The organism is Roseiarcus fermentans (assembly GCF_003315135.1).
GTDB lineage: Bacteria > Pseudomonadota > Alphaproteobacteria > Rhizobiales > Beijerinckiaceae > Roseiarcus > Roseiarcus fermentans.
Window position 1 is genome coordinate 1 of the sequence record NZ_QNRK01000020.1, and the last position, 17,227, is coordinate 17,227.

The window sequence follows — 17,227 nt, forward strand, 5'->3', positions numbered from 1 at the left end:
GCCGCGTCGTCAGCGTCGCAGCGCGCCGCTCGACCGCGCTCGTATTCACCCCAACGCTCTCGAACCACGACGGATCGAGCCGAACGCCGGGATTGACCGGAGAGTTGTGGCGTTTCGCCAATACGGGATCGGTCAGGGTGTTCACGTTGGCCTCACGCTCCTGAAGAAACGGATGTTGATGGACGAAATCCCGGATCATGACGCGGCCTCGAGAAGCGCCAGCGCGGTTCGTTCGTCGATGACCAGAACATTCACGCAACCCGTGCGAAGCGCGGCGCGCACGATGGCGAGCTTCTCCTGTCCGGCGGCCACGCCGATCGAAATATCCCGTCCCGCGCAGTCGCGCAGCTCGATGCCGATGGTGCGGGAGTCGAGTTCGCGATCGACGATCTCGCCCTTCTCGTTCAGGAAACGACTGAAAATGTCGCCGACGGCGCCCCTGGCCTTGAGCGCCGTCTGCTCGTCCGGCGTGATGAAGCCGGACTGGACCAGAACGGAGTCGGGCGCCATGGCCCCCATCCCGAAACAGATCACCGGCGCGCGGCGCCCCAGCGCGAGCACGCTGGCGATGGTCGGATCCCGCTCGAGCGCGAGGCGGGTCTCGGCCTGCCCGAGGATGGCCGGCACCGGAAGCAGCGTCGCGGCGCCGTTCGCCGATCGCGCGAAAAGCTCCGCCGTGTTGTCGGAGCTCGTGGACCGAGACCGGATGTTCATCGCCCCGTTGAGCAGGACGATTTCCGCGCCCTCGCTCCAGAATGGAGGCAGCCGCCGCGCGACAGCGTTCATCGTCCGACCCCAGGAGATGCCGATCAGCGGCGTCGGACCGAGCGCCGCGATGAACTGCGCCGCGGCCTGGGCGACGCCTGCGAGCGCGACCGCCGGATCGTCATAGGGAGGACGCGCGACGACAGCCTCCTTGAGGCCGAAACGCCTCTGCAAGCGGCTTTCGACCTCGGGGCTGCGCGCCGCCCGGGGCAGGATCTCGATGCGGACGATCCCGGCCTCGCGCGCGTCGTTGAGCAGGCGCCGCGCCTGCCAACGGGTCAGCCCCATGTCTTTCGCCAGGTCGCCGATCGTCATGTCCAGGTCGTAGTAGCGCTTGGCCGCCTGAATCATCAGCGACTCGCGTTGGTCGGACGACAGGTCGCGGAAGCGGACGTCGCGCTCGAGGTCTTCAGTCGGCACGCGCGCGTCCCCTCATCTGCCGGTCGGCCAGGCGGTGAAGGATCGGCGTGAGAAGCGCCGTCGCCTCCAGGTAGTCGGCCAGCAACTCGCGATAGCGTTCATGCGCTTCCCGATCCGGCTCGACGACGATCATCGGCTGCGACACGGCTTTCGCCGCGTCGTAGAGGGTCCTCGTCAGGCCCGCGCCGTTGGCGGCGCAGGCGACCGCTCCGAGAATCGTCAGGTTGGCGTCCGGCAGCAGGTGCACCGGCACGCCCATCGCATCGACCGTCGCCTTCAGCCAGACCGGATTCCGGGCGTAGCCGCCCGAGGAGACCACGCGCCGGCAGACCACGCCGAGTTCGCCCATGCGGCGCAGCACATTCGCGGACCCGAGGGCGACGCCCTCGACGGCGGCGCGATAGACCGCGGCGCGATCGTGCCCGAGCGAAAGACCGAGGAACGCGCCGCGCAGCCGCGCGTCGCGATAGGGCGTACGATTGCCCATGAAATAGTCGAGCGACAGCAACCCGGCTCCGCCGACCGGCGCCGCTTCGGCCTTTCGCCACAGCGCTTCCAGCGCCGCTTCATCGAGCCCGAACATGTCGCTCGACACCCACGAGAGCACCGATCCCGCCGACACCTGGCCCGCCTCGACGAGCCAGCGGTCGTCGACCAGCGCGTGCGGATAGGGTCCCCAGAATCCGTCGACCGGCGTCTCTTGCGCGAGCTGGAAAAGCTGCACCGACGACGTTCCGCCGATCAGCAGGAGTTCGCCCGGCTCGATCGTATCGGCGCCCACCATGCCGATATGAGCGTCGATGCCGCCCTGGGCGAGCATCGGCCGATTGGGAAGACCGAGATGCTCGGCGGCCTGCCGCGACAGGCGCTCGATCGCTGCGCCGACCGGGTAAATCGCCCCCGGGAGTTTTGCCGCGAGGTCCGGCACGCCGAACTCGGCATAGAGCTCGTCCACGAACCGCTTGGCCGTCGAATCGTAATTCCACTTGCAGGTCGCGTTCATCCTGGAGCCGACCCATCGCCCCGTCAGCCGGAAATTCACGTAGTCGAGGCATTCGCAGACGACGTCGGCCTCGGCGTAGGTCTCGGGCTCGGCGCCGGCGACCCACATCGCCTTGGGGACCAGCCATTCGGCCGCGTCTCCGCCTCCCGAACAGGACATGACCGGATGGCGGGACGCGGCCGTCCGCTCCGCTTCTGCGGCCGCGCGGCAGTCCATCCAGAGAAGCGCCGGCCGCAACGGAGTCCCGTCGCGCTTGCACACGACGACGGTCGACGCCGTCGTCGCGGCGCACACCCCCGCAACCTCTGGCGACCCGAGGTCGCGCATCAGCGCGCGCGCCGCCTTGCCGAGCGCCTCCCACCAGTCGGGCGGCCACTGTTCCGCCCAGCCGGGCCGGGGATAGCGGGTGCCGTAACGGGCTTCGCGCTCGCCGAGCATGACGCGGCGATCGAGATCGAACGCACCGACCCGGACGCCTCCGGTGCCGAAGTCGAGGCCAAGCAACAGCGCCATCACACCCACCCGCCCGCGGCCGTCAAGGCCGGAACATCACCTTGGAAAAGACCTCGTTTCGCCCCTTGATCGTCTCGAACATCCGCGGCAGTTCGTCGAGCGGCAATTCGTGCGAGATCATGAATTCCCACTTCAACGCGCCGTCGCAGAGCGCGGCCAGGGACACGGTCCACTCCTTGCCCGGGAACGGCGCGCTGAAGGAGTTCCAGGCCCCGTGCAGGGACACCTCCTGACGCAAGAGATGCTGGAAGGTCTTGTTGTCGAGCGGAATGTCGCCGACCGGAATCCCGATGAACACCACATGCCCGCCCGGCCCGGCGAGGCGAACCGCGAGATTGACGGAGGACGGGACGCCCGCCGCCTCGATGACGAGATCGCAGGGCAGATCCGCGGCCGGTTCAGCCCCGGACAGGATCGTATGGGTGGCGCCGGCCTCGCGCGCCTGTGCGAGCTTCTCCTCGGCGACGTCGACCGCGACGACCTCCGTGCAGCCCATCAGCTTCATCCATTGGATCGCGAACAGTCCAATCGGCCCGCAACCGACGACCCCGCCGCGCTGGCCCATGGTCGGCGGCGCCTTCCAGACGGCGTGCAGCGCGATCGAGGCCGGGTCGGTCATGGCGACCGCGCGCGGATCGGCGCCGGCGGGAGTCTTCAGCAGGTTTCCCACCGGAACGGCCACGAACTCGGCGTAAGCGCCGTCGCGGCGGCTGCCGAAATAGTCATAGTCGCGGCAGCGCGAGAAGTTTCCGGTGACGCATTGGTCGCAGACGCCGCACGGGATCAGCGGGGCGACGCCCACGAGATCGCCGACGTCGTAGCCTTCGACGGCGTCGCCGAGGCTGACGATGTGGCCGGAGAACTCGTGGCCGCAGACGAGCGGCATGCGGTGCGCGCCTTTGGTCAGGAGGCGCGGGATGTCGGATCCGCAGACGCCGACCGCCGCGACTTTCACCAGCGCCTCGCCGCGCTTGGGCGCGGGCCTTGCGACGTCCTCCATTCGGATGTCGCCCGGCTTGTGCATCACGGCTGCGCGCATATCGGAAACCTCTTCTTCTTGCGAGACACGAAAGAAAGGCGCTGCGCGCCGTCAAAAGCCGCTGACGACATAGCCGCCGTCGACCGGCAGCGTCGTCGCGGTGATGAACGCGGCCGCCGGCGAGCACAGGAACACCGTCGCGCCGACGAGGTCTTCGACCGTTCCCCAGCGCTTGAACGCCGACTTGGCGGCGATCTTGGCCGCCGGAACGGGGTCGTCCCACAACGCTTTCGTCATGTCGGTTTTGTGATAGCCGGGCGCGATCGCGTTCACCCGCACGCCCTCCGGGCCGAACCGGTGGGCGAGCGCCCTGGTCAGGCCGACGACCCCGGTTTTGCTCGCGCAATAGGCGGGAACGCCGTCATCGGCGAGAAAGCTCAGCATGGAGGCGAAATTGACGATCGCGCCGCGCGAGCGCGCCAGCAACGGCCGCGCCGCCATCGACAGGCGCATCACGCTGTTGAGATTCACGTCCATCACGTCGAGAAAGCCGTCCTCGTCGTACTCCTTTTCCGGCCTGGCGACACCGGCGCAGTTGATGAGGACGTCGAGCCGGTCGAGACCGCCGACGGTCGCGTCGACCGCCTTGCGGTCGCGCACGTCGAGCCGCTCGAAGCGCACCGACCTCGCGTCCGCGTCGGCCCGCGCCGCCTCGAGACGATCGCCCGAGGCGCCGGTGGCGATCACCTCCGCTCCCAGTCGGGCGAAGGCTCGCGCGAGACAGAGGCCGATGCCGCTGGTGCCGCCGGAGACCAGGGCGCGTTTGCCGGCGAACAGCGCCGGCCGGAACGTTGCGAGGATCTCGTCCATCCGTCATCCTTCCTTTCCGTGGCCAGGCCTCGTCGCGCCGGAGAGCGCGTCGAGGTCGTCGTAAAGCGCCTGCGCATGCGCATAGAGCTTGTCGAACACCGGCTGCATGCGGGCGTAGACCTCGACCCATTCGGGATCGGGCCGCACTTCGTTGACGTGGCGCACGTAAGCGCCGGCCGCGTCTTCGAGCCGCGAAAATCGGCCGATCGCCGTCGCCGCAATCGCCGCGCAGCCGATGACGCCGCATTCGGGCTCCTCGGGGACGACGATCGGGACCCCGTAGACGCTCGCCTTGATCTTCAGCCACAGTTCGCTTCTCGCCCCGCCTCCGGAGGCGATGACCCTCTCGAGCTTTCGCTCCGCGGCATGCTCCATGATCCGCAGGTGGCGCGCCGCGGCGAAGGCGACGCCTTCCAGGACGGCGCGGTGCAGGTGGGAGAGGCCGTGAGCGGCGCCGAGGCCGAAGAACTGCGCCCGCGCGTTGCGGTGCGCGCCGAGCCGTTCGCCCGTCAGATAGGGCAGGAAGAACAGGGCGTCCGATCCCGCCGGCGCGGACGCTGCGCGCTTCGTCATTTCGTCGTAGCCGAGCGCCTTGTCGTGAAACGCGCGGCGCGCCCATCGCATCGCGTCGCCGCCCGTCTCGAGCAGCACGAACGGGCCCCAGTGGCCTTCGATCGTGGCGACGTTGCAGATCTCGGGGTCGAACAGCGGCGCGTCGGCGATCAGGGTCAGAATGCAGGACGTGCCCGTCACGTCGGAGGCGAGCCCGGGGCGGCAGACGCCCGATCCCAGAAGCGCCACCGGATAGTCGGCCCCGCCGACGAGCACCGGCGTGCCTTCCTGCAGCCCCGTCTCCGCGGCCGCGGCCCTGGTGATCGAACCGAGAATGTCGATCGGCTCGCGGATCGGCGGCAGCTTGGCGCGATCGACGCCCAGAAGGTCGATCATCGTCTCGGACCAGCGGCGGGTGCGCGGATTCATCAGGAAGCTGCACGAGGCGTCGCCGGTATCCATGGCGATCGCGCCGGTCAGGCGAAGATTGATGAAGTCCTTCGGCATGAGCACGGTTCGCGCGGCCGCGTAGGCGGCAGGGTCGTTGTCGCGCAGCCACATCAACTTGAAGCCGGGCCAGGCGGGAGTCGGCGGATTGCCGCATTCGGCGAGCCAGGCGGACGCCCCGTGCGTCCGTTCGAAATCGGCGACCACGGCCGCCGTCCGCTTGTCGTTCCAGAGCGGGGCCGATTCGCGGGTCGGGCGTCCCGCCTCGTCGACGAGCACGGTCGCGTGCATCTGTCCGCAGGCGCAGACCGCCGCGATCCGGGCGCGTGCGTCGGGAACCGCCGCGAGCGTTTCGCGGATGGCGGCGGCGACGCCGGCCCACCAGTCGAGCGGGCGCTGCTCGGCCCAACCGAAGTGCGGCACCGTCTGATCGTGCTCGCGGGCCGCGATATGCAGGATCACGCCGACGCGGTCGACCAGGGCGGCCCGGACGCTGCCCGTGCCGACGTCGATGGAGAGGGTGAGGTCGCGGGTCACGGCGTCGTCTCCCGGGGCCGATCAGCGCTTCAACGATCCGGCGCTGTATTGAATCAGCATGGCGATGACGATGATGAGACCCATGTAGACCTGCTGATGGTATCCCGGCACGCCGGCCAGATTCATGATGTTGGCGATCATGCCCATGACGAGGGCGCCGAGCAGCGTGTTGATGACCCCGCCGCGGCCGCCCATCAGGCTCGCCCCGCCGATCACCACCGCCGCGATGACGTTGAGCTCCGCGCCGACGCCGACCTGCGCGGAGCCGACGCCCGTGCGGCTCGTCGAAATGATTCCGGCGACCGCGGCGAGCGCGCCCGAAATGACGTAGACGGCGAGGACATAGCGCGGCACCGCGATCCCGGAGAGGCGCACCGCTTCCTCGTTCGATCCGATCGCCTTGATGATCCGCCCGAACCGGGTGAAATTGAGCACGACGCCGCCGGCGAGAAACACGGCGAACATCAGAATCACCGGCTCCGGCAAGCCGAGGAAGAACCCGGATCCGAAATCGGCGAGCGCGTCGCCGCCGTCTCCGATCGGAATCGGCCGGCCGGCCGAAATGATCAGCGAGAGCCCGCGCGCAATCGCCATCATCGCGAGCGACATCACGAAGGACGGCAGGCGCAGATAGGCGACGAACGCCCCCGTCACGAGCCCGCAAACCGCGCCGCTGACGATCACGAGAGCGACGCTGGTCGCCACGCCGTAGCCGGAAAAGGCGATGAAGTAAGCGCTCAGCACGCACCCGAGCGAGGCGACCGATCCGACGGACAGGTCGATGCCTCTCGTCAAGATGACGTACAGCATCCCGACGGCCATAATGCCGGCGCCCGACGCGACCTGACGCAAGACGTTGAGGATGTTGGGCTTGGTCAGGAAGCTCGGCGACCAGATCGACGCGGCGACCACGAGCGCGAGGAAGATCCCCAGGGTCCCGAATCTCTGGATGAAGCCGGCAAAGTCGAACCTGCGCTTTTCCTGCGCCACCGCCTCGGTCACCGCAGTCATGGTTTCACGCGCCTTCCGTTTGCTGCGTCCGCCGCGCGAACGCCAGGGAGAGGAGGTTCTCCTCACTATAGTCCGGCGGCGCCAGTTCGCCGCGCAACTCGCCCTCGCCCATCACCAGCACGCGATCGCAAAGGCCGAACAACTCCTGGTGCTCGGAAGAGATGATGAGCACGGCCTTGCCCTGTTCGGCGAGCTTGAGGACGATGCCGTAGATTTCGCTCTTCGCCCCGACGTCGACGCCGCGCGTGGGCTCGTCGAGGATGATCACGTCTCCGCCGGCGTGAAACCACTTGGCCAGCACGACCTTTTGCTGGTTGCCGCCGGACAGGCTCGACACCGGCGCGTCGATATGCGCGGCCTTCAGCTTGAGGCTCGCGCCCAGCTCCGTGACCATCTGTCGTTCGAGCCCGAATTTCAGGAACCCGAGCCCGTTCACGACGGCGGACAGGCGCGCCATCGTCGCGTTGACGCGGATCGGCGCGTCGATGACCACGCCGTGCAGCTTGCGATCCTCGGGCACGAGGCAAACGCCGGCCTCGACGGCCTCCTTCGGCGTTCGCACCCGAGCCTCCTCGCCGTTGACGACGATCGTGCCGCTTTCCCTCGCGTCCGCTCCGAAAATCACCCGGGCGACTTCGGTTCGACCGGAGCCGACGAGACCGCCGAGGCCGACGATCTCGCCCGCGCGGACCGAAAAGCTGACGTCGCGCACGAGCCGCCCCGAGCGCAAATGACGCGCCTCGAGCCGCGCCGCGCCGATCTTGCGCGGCCTCTTCTCCGGGAACAGCGCCGCAATCGGCCGTCCGACCATCATGCGAATGGCCTCGTCGATCGTCAGGTCGCTTGCCGCTTTCGTTCCGACGACCTGGCCGTCCTTCATCACCGTCACCCGATCGGCGATGCTCAGAACTTCCTCGAGCCGATGAGAGATGTAGATGACGCCGACGCCGTCGGCGCGCAGCTTGGCGATGATCGCATGCAGCCGCTCGGCGTCCTGCGTCGAAAGCACCGCGGTCGGCTCGTCGAACACGATGATCTTGAGCTTGCGCGACAGCGCCTTCGCGATCTCGACGACCTGCTGATGCGCCACCGCGAGGCTGCTGACGCGCCGCGCCGGATCGATGTCGAAACCCAGCGCGTCGATCAACTCCTTCGCCCGCCTGCGCAGCGCGCCCCAGGAGATGACTCGCGACAGGTCGCCGAGGAAGATGTTCTCGGCGACCGAAAGGTCCGGGGCGAGCGCGAGTTCCTGGTGGATGATCGCGATGCCGTGCGCTCGCGCCGCGCGCGGGTTGCGGAAGTCGACCCGCTCGCCGTCGAGACGGATTTCGCCCGAACTCGGCGCCATCTCTCCGCCGAGCACGCGCATGAGCGTGGACTTGCCGGCTCCATTCTCGCCGATCAGGGCGTGCGTCTCGCCTGAGCGCAGGTCGAAGTCGACCCCGCGCAGGGCGCGCACGCCGCCGAAGGACTTGGTGATTGCCGTGAGCCGGGCGAGTTCGGCCATGACGCTCTCGCAAGAAGACTGCCGCGGCGGGCGTCAACCCGCCGCCGGACATAGGGCGTGCGCTCAGTCGGACGTGCTCAGAACACGGCGTCCTTGCGATAGTACTTGTCGACGTTGTCCTTGGTGATGACGTCGGGCTTCGTCAGGACGAGCTTGGGATAATCGGCGGGCAGTTCGCCCTTGAGCGCCTTGAGGCCGATGTCCACCGCGGTGCGCGCGACGAGGTCCGGATCGTTGAGGCCGGTCGCGCCGTACTTGCCTTCCTTGATGAGGGCGAGCGCCTCCTTCTGGCCGTCGGCGGCTGCGAGCACCAGCACGTCGGACTTGCCCGACGCCTGGAGCGCCTTCAGCGCGCCGAGAACCATCGAGTCGTTTTCGCCGAGAATGACATTGGCGTCGCCGTGCGCCTGCAGGAGGTCTTCGGCCGCCTTCAGGCCCTCCTCCTGGGCCCAGCCGCCCCAGCCCTGGCCGACGACGACAAAACCGGCCTTGCCGTCGTTGACGAGCTGCCCCTCGAGCAGGCCCTTGAAGACGCCGAGCCGGCGGTCGCGCCCGACCTCGTTGCCCTGGGATCCGGAGAGCAGAATCATCTTGATCGGCGTGCCCTGCATGCGCTTGGCGAGCCACTGCCCGACGAGATAGCCGTTCTGGTCGTTCGACGAGCGCACCTGCGTGATGACGTGCGCCTTGGTGTTGATGCTCGAGTCCATCACCACGACCTTGACGCCCGCCTTGGTGGCGGCGTCGGCGGCGGCGACGAGGCCTTCCGGATCACGCGGATTGAGGATCAGCAGGTTGACGCCCTTGGCGACCATGTCCTCGACATCGGCGATCTGCTTGTTCATGTCGTTCTGGCCGTCGGATTGCGAGACTTCGCACCCGGCCTTCTTCGCCTGATCCACGGCGGCGGCGACCTGCGCGGCGAAGTAGGGCGCGCTGAGCGTGTACATGGCGACGCCGACCTTGCAATCGGCGGCCTCGGCGGCGCTGAGCGAGCCGGTCGCGAGCGCGACGGTCAGCGCGAGAGCCGAAATGGCTTTCTTCATCGATATTTCCTCCACGAGCCTTCATCGCTGGGGTCGATCTTGCCCCAGATTTGTAGCATACTTACAGGGACGAGAGCCTGTCAAGCGCAGGAATAGCAAATATTTGAACTCAAATCCCGATTGTTAGCTCTGAGCGAGCGTTCTGCGCTGCAATAAACACATAACAAAAATGATGTCTGTAGGGGTCCTTGACAAACATGTAGCAAAAATACACGCTCCAGGCCGCGTCCGCTGCTCGGACGGCTCGAAGGGGAGAGGGATGAAGCTGCGGGAGCCTGCGGTCTTTCAGGTCGACGTCGCCAAGGGCGAACTCGCCGGCGCCGTCAACCGCTACGTCAAGACGCTCGCCGATCTCGAGGGTCTTTACGAGGACGAAAGCGCGTTCTTGACCCTCAAGGGCCAGCTCGGAGCGGCCGTCGTCTACGAGGTGACCGACTTCAAGCCGTCGACCGACCCCGGAGACATGATCGTCGGCGTCACCCGGATGAGACCGGGCAAGGTCGGCCGCGAATTCTTCCTCACGCGCGGCCACATCCACGCCAACGCCAACCGTCCCGAAATCTACTACGGGGAGAAGGGCCGGGGCGTGATGCTGCTCGAATCGCCGAAGGGCGAGATCCGCACGGTCGACATCGGCGCGCGCACGCTCTGCTACGTCCCTCCGTTCTGGATCCACCGCTCGGTCAACGTCGGCGCCGACGATCTCGTGATGACGTTCGCCTATCCGGCGGACTCCGGCCAGGACTATGCGATCATCGAGGAGGCCGGCGGAATGCGCAGCCGCGTCGTCGACGACGGGGCGGGCGGCTGGAGGCTGGCCGACAACGCGCGCTACCGCGGCCGCCCGGCCGCCCGCGTCGAACGCCTGTCTGCGGACGCAATATCGCCAAATCAGGGAGACCCGCGATGACCGACCCGTTTTCCGCAGTCGCCGCCCTCGGCGTCGTCCCCGTGATCGCCATCGACGACGCGCGCGACGCGATCGCCCTGGCGGACGCTCTGCTCGAGGGCGGCCTCGCCGTCGCGGAGATCACGTTCCGGACGGCGGCCGCGGCGGAGACGCTCGCGATCCTCAGGGACGCGCGTCCCGAACTGCTGATCGGGGCCGGAACCGTGCTCGACCTCGGCTCGCTCGAGGCGGCGATCGCCGCCGGCGCCCGTTTCGGCCTCGCGCCCGGTTTCGACCCCGAGATCGTCGAGACCGCCGCCATGCGCGGTCTGCCGTTCGCGCCCGGCGTCATGACCCCGAGCGAACTCGGCGCCGCCGTGCGGCGCGGCGTCCGGCTGGCCAAATATTTCCCGGCGGGCGCCGCGGGCGGCCCGAAGGCCCTCGAGGCGATCGCCGCGCCGTTCGCCCACCTCGGCGTCAGGTTCGTGCCGACCGGAGGCGTCAGCATGGACACGATGGCGGACTGGCTGAAGATGAAGTCCGTCGCCGCCGTCGGCGGCACCTGGATCGCCCGGTCGGAGGATATCCGCGAGCGACGCTTCGCCGACATCGCCAGGAAGGCCCGCGCGGCGGTCGATCGCGCCGCCGAGATCCGTGGCGCGGCGCAATGAGCCCGCTCGAGCCCGCGACGGCGCCGACTCTCTACTTCTTCGGCGTCACGACGGGAAAAAGCTCGATCATGAAGGTGTTTCCGGCTTGGGCGAAACGCCTCGGGCTCGGAGACGCCGTCATCAAGGGCGTCGATTTTCCCCTGCATGCCGCGGCCGACGCCTATCGGTCGGCCGTCGCCTTCCTCAAGACCGACCCGCTGTCGCTCGGCGCGCTGGTGACGACGCACAAGATCGACCTCTACCAGGCCTGCCGCGACCAGTTCGACGAGATTGATCGGCATGCGCTGTTCATGGGCGAAACGAGTTGCCTGTCGAAGCGCGACGGCCGCCTCGTCTGCCACGCCAAGGATCCGATTTCCTCCGGCCTCGCGCTCGACGGCTTTCTGCCCGAACGCCATTTCGAGCGGACGGGCGCCGAGGTCTTTTCCATGGGCGCCGGCGGCTCGACGATCGCGCTGACCTGGCGCCTGATGCAGAGGAGCCGCGGCGCCGACCGGCCTGCGCGGATTGTCGTCTCGAACCGCAGCCCGGCGCGGCTCGAGGAGATCCGCCGCATCCACGCCGACCTGGGCTCGGGCGTGCCGACCGAATACGTGCTCGCGCCGCAGCCGTCCGACAACGACGCCGTGCTCGCCGGCCTCAAACCCGGATCGCTGGTGATCAATGCGACCGGGCTCGGCAAGGACGCGCCGGGCTCGCCGCTCACCGATGCGGCGACGTTTCCCGAGCGGGCCATCGTCTGGGACCTCAACTATCGCGGCGACCTCGTCTTCCTCGACCAGGCGAGGGCGCAGCGCGAGACGCGCGATCTGCGGATCGAGGACGGCTGGACCTACTTCCTGCACGGCTGGACGCAGGTCATCGCCGAAGTGTTCCACATCGAGATCCCCGCCAGCGGTCCGGATTTCCAGGCGCTCTCCGAGATCGCGATCCGCGCAGCAAGGGAGTGAGCCTGTGGATTGCATTCTCGTGACGCCCCGGTCGCTGACGGCGAGGCCTCACCGCGCCATCGAGCGCTTGCGCGAATTCGGGTACGACATCGTCTATTGCACGCCGGGCCAATCGCCCGACGAGGCGGAGCTGTTGCGCCTCGTCCCCGGCGTCGTCGGCTGGCTCGCGGGCGTCGAGCCCGTGTCGGAACGGGTGATCGCGGCCGCGCCCGACCTGCGCGCTGTCAGCCGCAACGGAACCGGCGTCGACAATCTGCCCCTGCAGACGCTCGCCAGGCGCGGCGTCGCGGTCAGGACGGCCGGCGGCGCGAACGCGCTCGGCGTCGCCGAACTGGCGATCGGCCTGATGTTCGCCGCGCTCCGGCACATTCCGTTCACCGACGCGGGCGTGAAAGCCGGACAGTGGCCGCGGCGGCTCGGCCGGGAGATTCGCGGGCGGACGGTCGGGGTCGTGGGGATGGGCGCCGTCGGGCGCGAGACGGCGCGGCTCGCGGCCCTGCTCGGCGCCGAGGTTCTCGCCTGCGATCCGGCGAGGCCCGTCGAAGAGGCCGCGAGCGTCGAGGTCGACTGGGTCGACCTCGCGACGGTTTTCTCGCAGGCCGAGATCGTGACCCTGCATTGCCCGGCGCTGCCGAACGGGCGTCCGATGATCGACGCGGACGCGTTCGAGACGTTCAGGCGCGGCGCCGTCCTCATCAACACCGCCCGCGCCGCGCTCGTCGACGAGGCGGCGCTTCTCGAGGCGCTCCAGTCGGGGCGTCTCGACGCCTACGCGACCGACGTCTTCGCGCGGGAGCCGCCGCAAGACCTCACGCTCGCGGGGCACGATCGCGTCATCGCCGTGAGCCACATCGGCGGGTTCACTCAGGAGAGCGTGGAGCGGGCCACGAGCGCAGCCGTCGCCAACCTTCTCGATGCGCTGGGGCGGACGCCGTGACTCCGCGCCTCATCGAGGAATCGTTCGAAGGCCGTCTCGCAGACCGTCTCGCACGGCCGCCCGCGGCCGGAGTCCGGCTCTACTGGCTGGGTCAGGCGGGATTTGTCGTCGAGGCGGGGGGCCTCCGGATGGCGATCGATCCCTATCTCTCGGATACGCTCGCGGCGAAATATGCGAGCTCCGCCTATTCCCATGAGCGGCTGTCGCCGCCTCCCGCGACCCCCGACGAACTCGGCGCGCTCGACCTCGTCCTGTGCACCCATCATCACACCGACCACATGGACCCCGGAACGCTCGCGCCGCTGGCGCGACGCCTGCCCCGGCTCCGCTTCGTCGTTCCGGCGGCGTCGGCGGCGCTCGCGGCCGAACGGGCGCAGGTCGAGGCCGGCCGACTGGTTCCGCTCGACGCCGGACAGACCGCGGAGCCGCTTCCAGGCCTTCGGGTCGCCGCGCTGCCGGCCGCCCACGAGACCGTCGAGCGCGACGAACTGGGGCGCTGCCGGTTTCTCGGCTACGCGATCGCCTGCGACGGCGCGACGATCTTCCATTCCGGCGACTGCGCGCCCTATCCAGGCCAGGCCGGAGACGTCGCGCGGGTGGCGCCCGCGCTCGCCCTTCTGCCGGTGAACGGACGCAGCGAGACGCTGCGCCGGGCGGGTTTCGCCGGCAACTTCCACCTCGAGGAGGCGATCGCGCTCTGTATCGAGGCCCGCGTTCCCGCCATGATCGCCCATCACTACGGCATGTTCGCCTTCAACACCGCCGACCCCGCTGCCATCGACACGGCCTTGGCGGCCGCTCCGGTCGCGGCGCGTCGCGGGAAAGCGAATGTGGTCTGGACTTTGCTTCTGGATCAGGCTGAGTAGCGGTTTCAGGGGCTTTGCCATGGCGACCGATCAGAACCCGCCGAGACCTGCGCCGGTGAACGTGATCGAGGCGACGCGCGCGGCCTACCAGGATCTGCGCAAGTCGGAGCGCAAGGTCGCCGACATCCTGCTCAGCGATCCCAGGCAGTTGCTGCCGGCGACGCTCGCCCAGACGGCCGAGTTCGCAGGCGTCAGCCAGCCGACGGTGATCCGTTTCTGCGACGCCATCGGCTGCTCCGGCTTCCAGGAATTCAAGCTCCGTCTCGCCCACAGTCTCGCGCTCGGGACGCCGGCGACGCATTCGGTGCTGTCCGGCGCGGACGACCTCGGCGCGGTCGTCCAGAAAGTGTTCGACTACACCATCACGAGCCTCGACTGGGCGCGCAACCACCTCGACCTGACCGCGCTCGAGGAAGCCGTCGCGCTTCTCGGCCGCGCGGGCGCGATCGAGTTTTTCGGCTTCGGCGCGTCGGGAATCGTCGCCCGGGACGCGCAGCAGAAGTTCCCCCTGTTCGGGGCGCCGTGCGGCGCTCAACTGGACTCGCACCAGCAGATCATGTCGGCCTCGATGATGCGCCCGGGCGACGTCGCGGTCGTGATCTCCAACACGGGCCGGACGCGCTCGATCGTCGAGATCGCGAGAACGGCGCGCGCCAGCGGGGCCAAGGTGATCGGTCTCACAGGCTCGGATTCCCCGCTGGCGGCCGAATGCGACGTCAAGCTCGTCGTGGAAACGCTCGACAACACGAACATCTACACCCCGACGATCTCGCGGATCGCGGCCCTCGTCGTCATCGACATCCTCTCCACGGCGGTCGCGCTCAGGCGCGGACCGGAGCATCAGGAGCGGTTTCGTCAGATGAAGCGGCGTCTCAACGACCTGCGGTTCGGCAGCGAGCCGTAGGGACAACGCGAACCGGACCGATCGATGCCTGTCAAAGCCGTATTGTGGGACCTCGACGGAACGTTCGTCGACAGCGAGCCGACGCACAACCGCGCGCTTCTGGATGCGCTGGCCGCCTGGAGCATCCGCCCATCCGAAGCGTTGCAGCGAAAAGTCGTCGGGACGTCCATGGAAGCCACGCACGCCGTCCTGGCCGAGGCGTACGCCGGATTTCCCGACCTCGGACGTTTCGTCGACGCCAAGCTGAAAGCCTATGTCGCTCGCGTCGGCGAACTGCGCCTGCGCCGCGGCGTGGCGGACGCGGAGGGTCTTCTGGAGGCGCGCGGTGTCAGTCGCGCGATCGTCTCCAACTCGGATCGAATCATCGTCGACGCCAATCTGGCTGCGGTCGGCAAGTCAATCCCGGGCTTGATCACGATCTCTCGCAACGACGTGCGCAAAGGAAAGCCCGACCCCGGACCGTATCTGCGCGCGGCCTATCTTCTGCATCTTTCGCCGCCCGATTGCGTCGTCGTCGAAGACAGTCCCGTCGGCGCCGCCGCCGGCGTTGCGGCGGGGATGAAGGTTGTCGCATGGCCCGAGCACGGCTCCGACCCCCTGGCGTTTCCGCCCGAGGCGCAGATCGCCGACCCGGTCGACCTGCGGGCGACGCTGGCGGCGCTGATCGATGCGACCGGCGCTGTTTGAGGCGGAGACCCTGTGTCGACGCCATCCGGGTCCGCGCGCGGGCGCTCGATCCGATCGACGGCGCGAGCGGGAAGGGGTCGGCGCACAGCGGTCGAATCTGATAGGAAGCCCAGCAAACGAGGGTAGCGAAAAGGGAGGCGTCGCCATGAGCGTCGAAACGCAGGACTTCTCGGGCCGGACCGTTCTCGTCACCGGGGCGACGAAGGGGATCGGTCGCGCCGCCGCGGAACTGCTCGCGAGCCGCGGCGCTTCCGTTCTGGCGCTCGGCCGCGATCCCGGCGACCTCGCCTCGCTGAAGGCGAAAACCGGATGCCGCACGATTGCCGTCGATCTCGCTGATCTGGAGGCGACCCGCGCGGCGGTGCGGAACAATGGGCCGTTCGACCTCCTGGTCAATTGCGCGGGGACGACGTCGTTGCAGCCCTTCCTCGATCTCGATCTCGACACCTTCGACAGCATCATGACCGTCAACGTGAAGGCGGCGATCGTCGCCGCGCAGGAATATGCGCGCGAGCGCATCGCGGCGAATAAGCCCGGGTCGATCGTCAACGTGTCGAGCGACGCCTCGTTTCTGGGCGTGATCGACCACTCCGCCTATTGCGCGTCGAAGGCCGCGCTCGACGCGGTGACGCGGGTCATGGCCAACGAGCTCGGCCCGCACGGCATCCGGGTCAATTGCGTCAATCCCACCGTCACGCTGACCGACATGGGCCGGCTCGCCTGGTCCGATCCGGCGCGCTCGGAGCCGCGCCTCAGGCGCATGCCGATCCGGCGCTTCCTCGAGCCGTCGGAGGTCGCGGAGGCGATCGCCTTTCTGTTGTCCGATCGCGCCTCGGCGATGACCGGCGCGGCGTACCGCGTCGACGGCGGCTTCGGGATCGCCTGAGCGAAAGCGCCCGCGCCGGAAACCGAGGCGGCGCCCCGCCTCGTCAGCCCGACGGCGCCGCCTCGAGCCCCGTGGCGAGGGGCGAAGGCATGTGCGCCGGATCGATAAACGTCTCGTCGTGCTGCTGGGGTGGCGGGCCTGTCCGGCGAGCGTCGCGGCGTCGGCGGGCGCGAGGGCCGAGCGCCGCTCGAGCCGGGAATCGGGCTTTTGGTTTTCAGACCCAGTGGTGCGCCGACTCGAATCGAAGCTTGCCGCGCCGCGCGAACGCGTCGATGCAGAGACTTCATGATTTTCGAAAATCAGGTGATAAGCATTGGAGCGGGCGAAGGGAATCGAACCCTCGTATGAAGCTTGGGAAGCTTCCGTTCTACCATTGAACTACGCCCGCTCGGGCGCTCTTACGCGATGGCAGGAGAGGAGGGACTCGAACCCCCAACCCCCGGTTTTGGAGACCGGTGCTCTACCAATTGAGCTACACTCCTACGTGCCGTCCTTCTGCCGCATCGCGCGCGCAGATGCAAGTCCGTCGCGCGCCGCGCGCCGCCGCCGCGGCGTCCCAGGGCGATGGCGCGAACGTCGGCGACGCGCCTCCTCCCCCTTCTGGGGGAGGATTGAGGAGGGGGGGGTCACGCGGAACTCGACGGTTGGCGTCCTTCCAACCGCAAAACGGATAGGTCCGTGCGACCCCCCTCCCTGTCCCTCCCCCACAAGAGCCTGCGCCCGGGCGCGCGCAAGCGCGGCCCGGGTGGGGGAGGGGACGCGCCCGATCGCCAAGGCGCTTCAAGCG

The 17,227-nt window shown here is 68.5% G+C and carries 16 protein-coding genes, 2 tRNA genes and 1 pseudogene; 8 read left to right on the top strand and 11 right to left on the bottom strand.

Features of this window, described 5'->3' with window-relative positions:
- The 9 genes and pseudogenes from DFR50_RS17475 to DFR50_RS17515 form a co-directional block, all read right to left on the bottom strand.
- A pseudogene (locus tag DFR50_RS17475) lies at nucleotides 1-199 on the bottom strand (hypothetical protein); the annotation flags it as partial.
- The gene (locus DFR50_RS17480) at nucleotides 196-1,185 is read right to left on the bottom strand and encodes a sugar-binding transcriptional regulator (protein WP_245427896.1); all 990 of its coding nucleotides are present in this window, start codon (nucleotides 1,183-1,185) and stop codon (nucleotides 196-198) included. The pseudogene DFR50_RS17475 and the gene DFR50_RS17480, both read right to left, overlap by 4 nt.
- Nucleotides 1,175-2,701: an FGGY-family carbohydrate kinase gene (locus tag DFR50_RS17485; protein WP_113890560.1), complete on the bottom strand. Its 1,527-nt coding sequence runs from the start codon at nucleotides 2,699-2,701 to the stop codon at nucleotides 1,175-1,177. Before DFR50_RS17485 ends, DFR50_RS17480 begins: the two co-directional genes overlap by 11 nt.
- A gap of 22 nt (nucleotides 2,702-2,723) precedes the next feature.
- On the bottom strand, nucleotides 2,724-3,740 hold the full coding sequence (locus DFR50_RS17490) for a galactitol-1-phosphate 5-dehydrogenase (protein WP_113890561.1): 1,017 nt from the start codon (nucleotides 3,738-3,740) through the stop codon (nucleotides 2,724-2,726).
- Between the two features lie 51 nt (nucleotides 3,741-3,791).
- The gene (locus DFR50_RS17495) at nucleotides 3,792-4,550 is read right to left on the bottom strand and encodes an SDR family NAD(P)-dependent oxidoreductase (RefSeq protein ID WP_113890562.1); all 759 of its coding nucleotides are present in this window, start codon (nucleotides 4,548-4,550) and stop codon (nucleotides 3,792-3,794) included.
- Between the two features lie 3 nt (nucleotides 4,551-4,553).
- On the bottom strand, nucleotides 4,554-6,086 hold the full coding sequence (locus DFR50_RS17500; protein ID WP_113890563.1) for a xylulokinase: 1,533 nt from the start codon (nucleotides 6,084-6,086) through the stop codon (nucleotides 4,554-4,556).
- Between the two features lie 21 nt (nucleotides 6,087-6,107).
- Nucleotides 6,108-7,097: an ABC transporter permease gene (locus DFR50_RS17505; RefSeq protein WP_113890564.1), complete on the bottom strand. Its 990-nt coding sequence runs from the start codon at nucleotides 7,095-7,097 to the stop codon at nucleotides 6,108-6,110.
- Between the two features lie 4 nt (nucleotides 7,098-7,101).
- Entirely contained in the window at nucleotides 7,102-8,604 is a 1,503-nt protein-coding gene (locus tag DFR50_RS17510; RefSeq protein WP_113890565.1) for a sugar ABC transporter ATP-binding protein, read from the bottom strand.
- 77 nt (nucleotides 8,605-8,681) lie between these two features.
- The gene (locus tag DFR50_RS17515; protein WP_113890566.1) at nucleotides 8,682-9,650 is read right to left on the bottom strand and encodes a substrate-binding domain-containing protein; all 969 of its coding nucleotides are present in this window, start codon (nucleotides 9,648-9,650) and stop codon (nucleotides 8,682-8,684) included.
- A gap of 259 nt (nucleotides 9,651-9,909) precedes the next feature.
- Between DFR50_RS17515 and DFR50_RS17520 the strand changes: the two genes are divergently transcribed.
- The 8 genes from DFR50_RS17520 (at nucleotide 9,910) to DFR50_RS17555 (ending at nucleotide 16,440) form a co-directional block, all read left to right on the top strand.
- The gene (locus DFR50_RS17520; RefSeq protein ID WP_113890567.1) at nucleotides 9,910-10,560 is read left to right on the top strand and encodes a glucose-6-phosphate isomerase; all 651 of its coding nucleotides are present in this window, start codon (nucleotides 9,910-9,912) and stop codon (nucleotides 10,558-10,560) included.
- Entirely contained in the window at nucleotides 10,557-11,210 is a 654-nt protein-coding gene (eda, locus tag DFR50_RS17525; protein ID WP_113890568.1) for a bifunctional 4-hydroxy-2-oxoglutarate aldolase/2-dehydro-3-deoxy-phosphogluconate aldolase, read from the top strand. Before DFR50_RS17520 ends, eda begins: the two co-directional genes overlap by 4 nt.
- Nucleotides 11,207-12,160, top strand: a complete 954-nt coding sequence (locus tag DFR50_RS17530) for a shikimate dehydrogenase family protein (protein ID WP_113890569.1) — start codon at nucleotides 11,207-11,209, stop codon at nucleotides 12,158-12,160. Before eda ends, DFR50_RS17530 begins: the two co-directional genes overlap by 4 nt.
- 4 nt (nucleotides 12,161-12,164) lie before the next feature.
- The gene (locus DFR50_RS17535) at nucleotides 12,165-13,097 is read left to right on the top strand and encodes a phosphoglycerate dehydrogenase (protein ID WP_113890570.1); all 933 of its coding nucleotides are present in this window, start codon (nucleotides 12,165-12,167) and stop codon (nucleotides 13,095-13,097) included.
- Nucleotides 13,094-13,963: an MBL fold metallo-hydrolase gene (locus DFR50_RS17540; RefSeq protein WP_245427898.1), complete on the top strand. Its 870-nt coding sequence runs from the start codon at nucleotides 13,094-13,096 to the stop codon at nucleotides 13,961-13,963. Before DFR50_RS17535 ends, DFR50_RS17540 begins: the two co-directional genes overlap by 4 nt.
- Nucleotides 13,964-13,982: 19 nt before the next feature.
- Nucleotides 13,983-14,867 carry an SIS domain-containing protein gene (locus tag DFR50_RS17545; RefSeq protein WP_113890571.1) on the top strand — a complete coding sequence of 295 codons (885 nt, stop codon included), beginning with the start codon at nucleotides 13,983-13,985 and terminating at the stop codon, nucleotides 14,865-14,867.
- Nucleotides 14,868-14,891: 24 nt separating this feature from the next.
- Nucleotides 14,892-15,554 carry an HAD family hydrolase gene (locus DFR50_RS17550; RefSeq protein ID WP_113890572.1) on the top strand — a complete coding sequence of 221 codons (663 nt, stop codon included), beginning with the start codon at nucleotides 14,892-14,894 and terminating at the stop codon, nucleotides 15,552-15,554.
- A 145-nt stretch (nucleotides 15,555-15,699) separates the two neighbouring features.
- Nucleotides 15,700-16,440 carry an SDR family oxidoreductase gene (locus DFR50_RS17555; protein ID WP_113890573.1) on the top strand — a complete coding sequence of 247 codons (741 nt, stop codon included), beginning with the start codon at nucleotides 15,700-15,702 and terminating at the stop codon, nucleotides 16,438-16,440.
- Between the two features lie 314 nt (nucleotides 16,441-16,754).
- On the opposite strand, the gene DFR50_RS17560 is transcribed toward DFR50_RS17555, so the two are convergent.
- Nucleotides 16,755-16,828 (bottom strand) — tRNA-Gly (locus DFR50_RS17560).
- An 18-nt stretch (nucleotides 16,829-16,846) separates the two neighbouring features.
- Nucleotides 16,847-16,922: transfer RNA gene (locus DFR50_RS17565), tRNA-Trp, on the bottom strand.
- Nucleotides 16,923-17,227 lie beyond the last annotated feature (305 nt).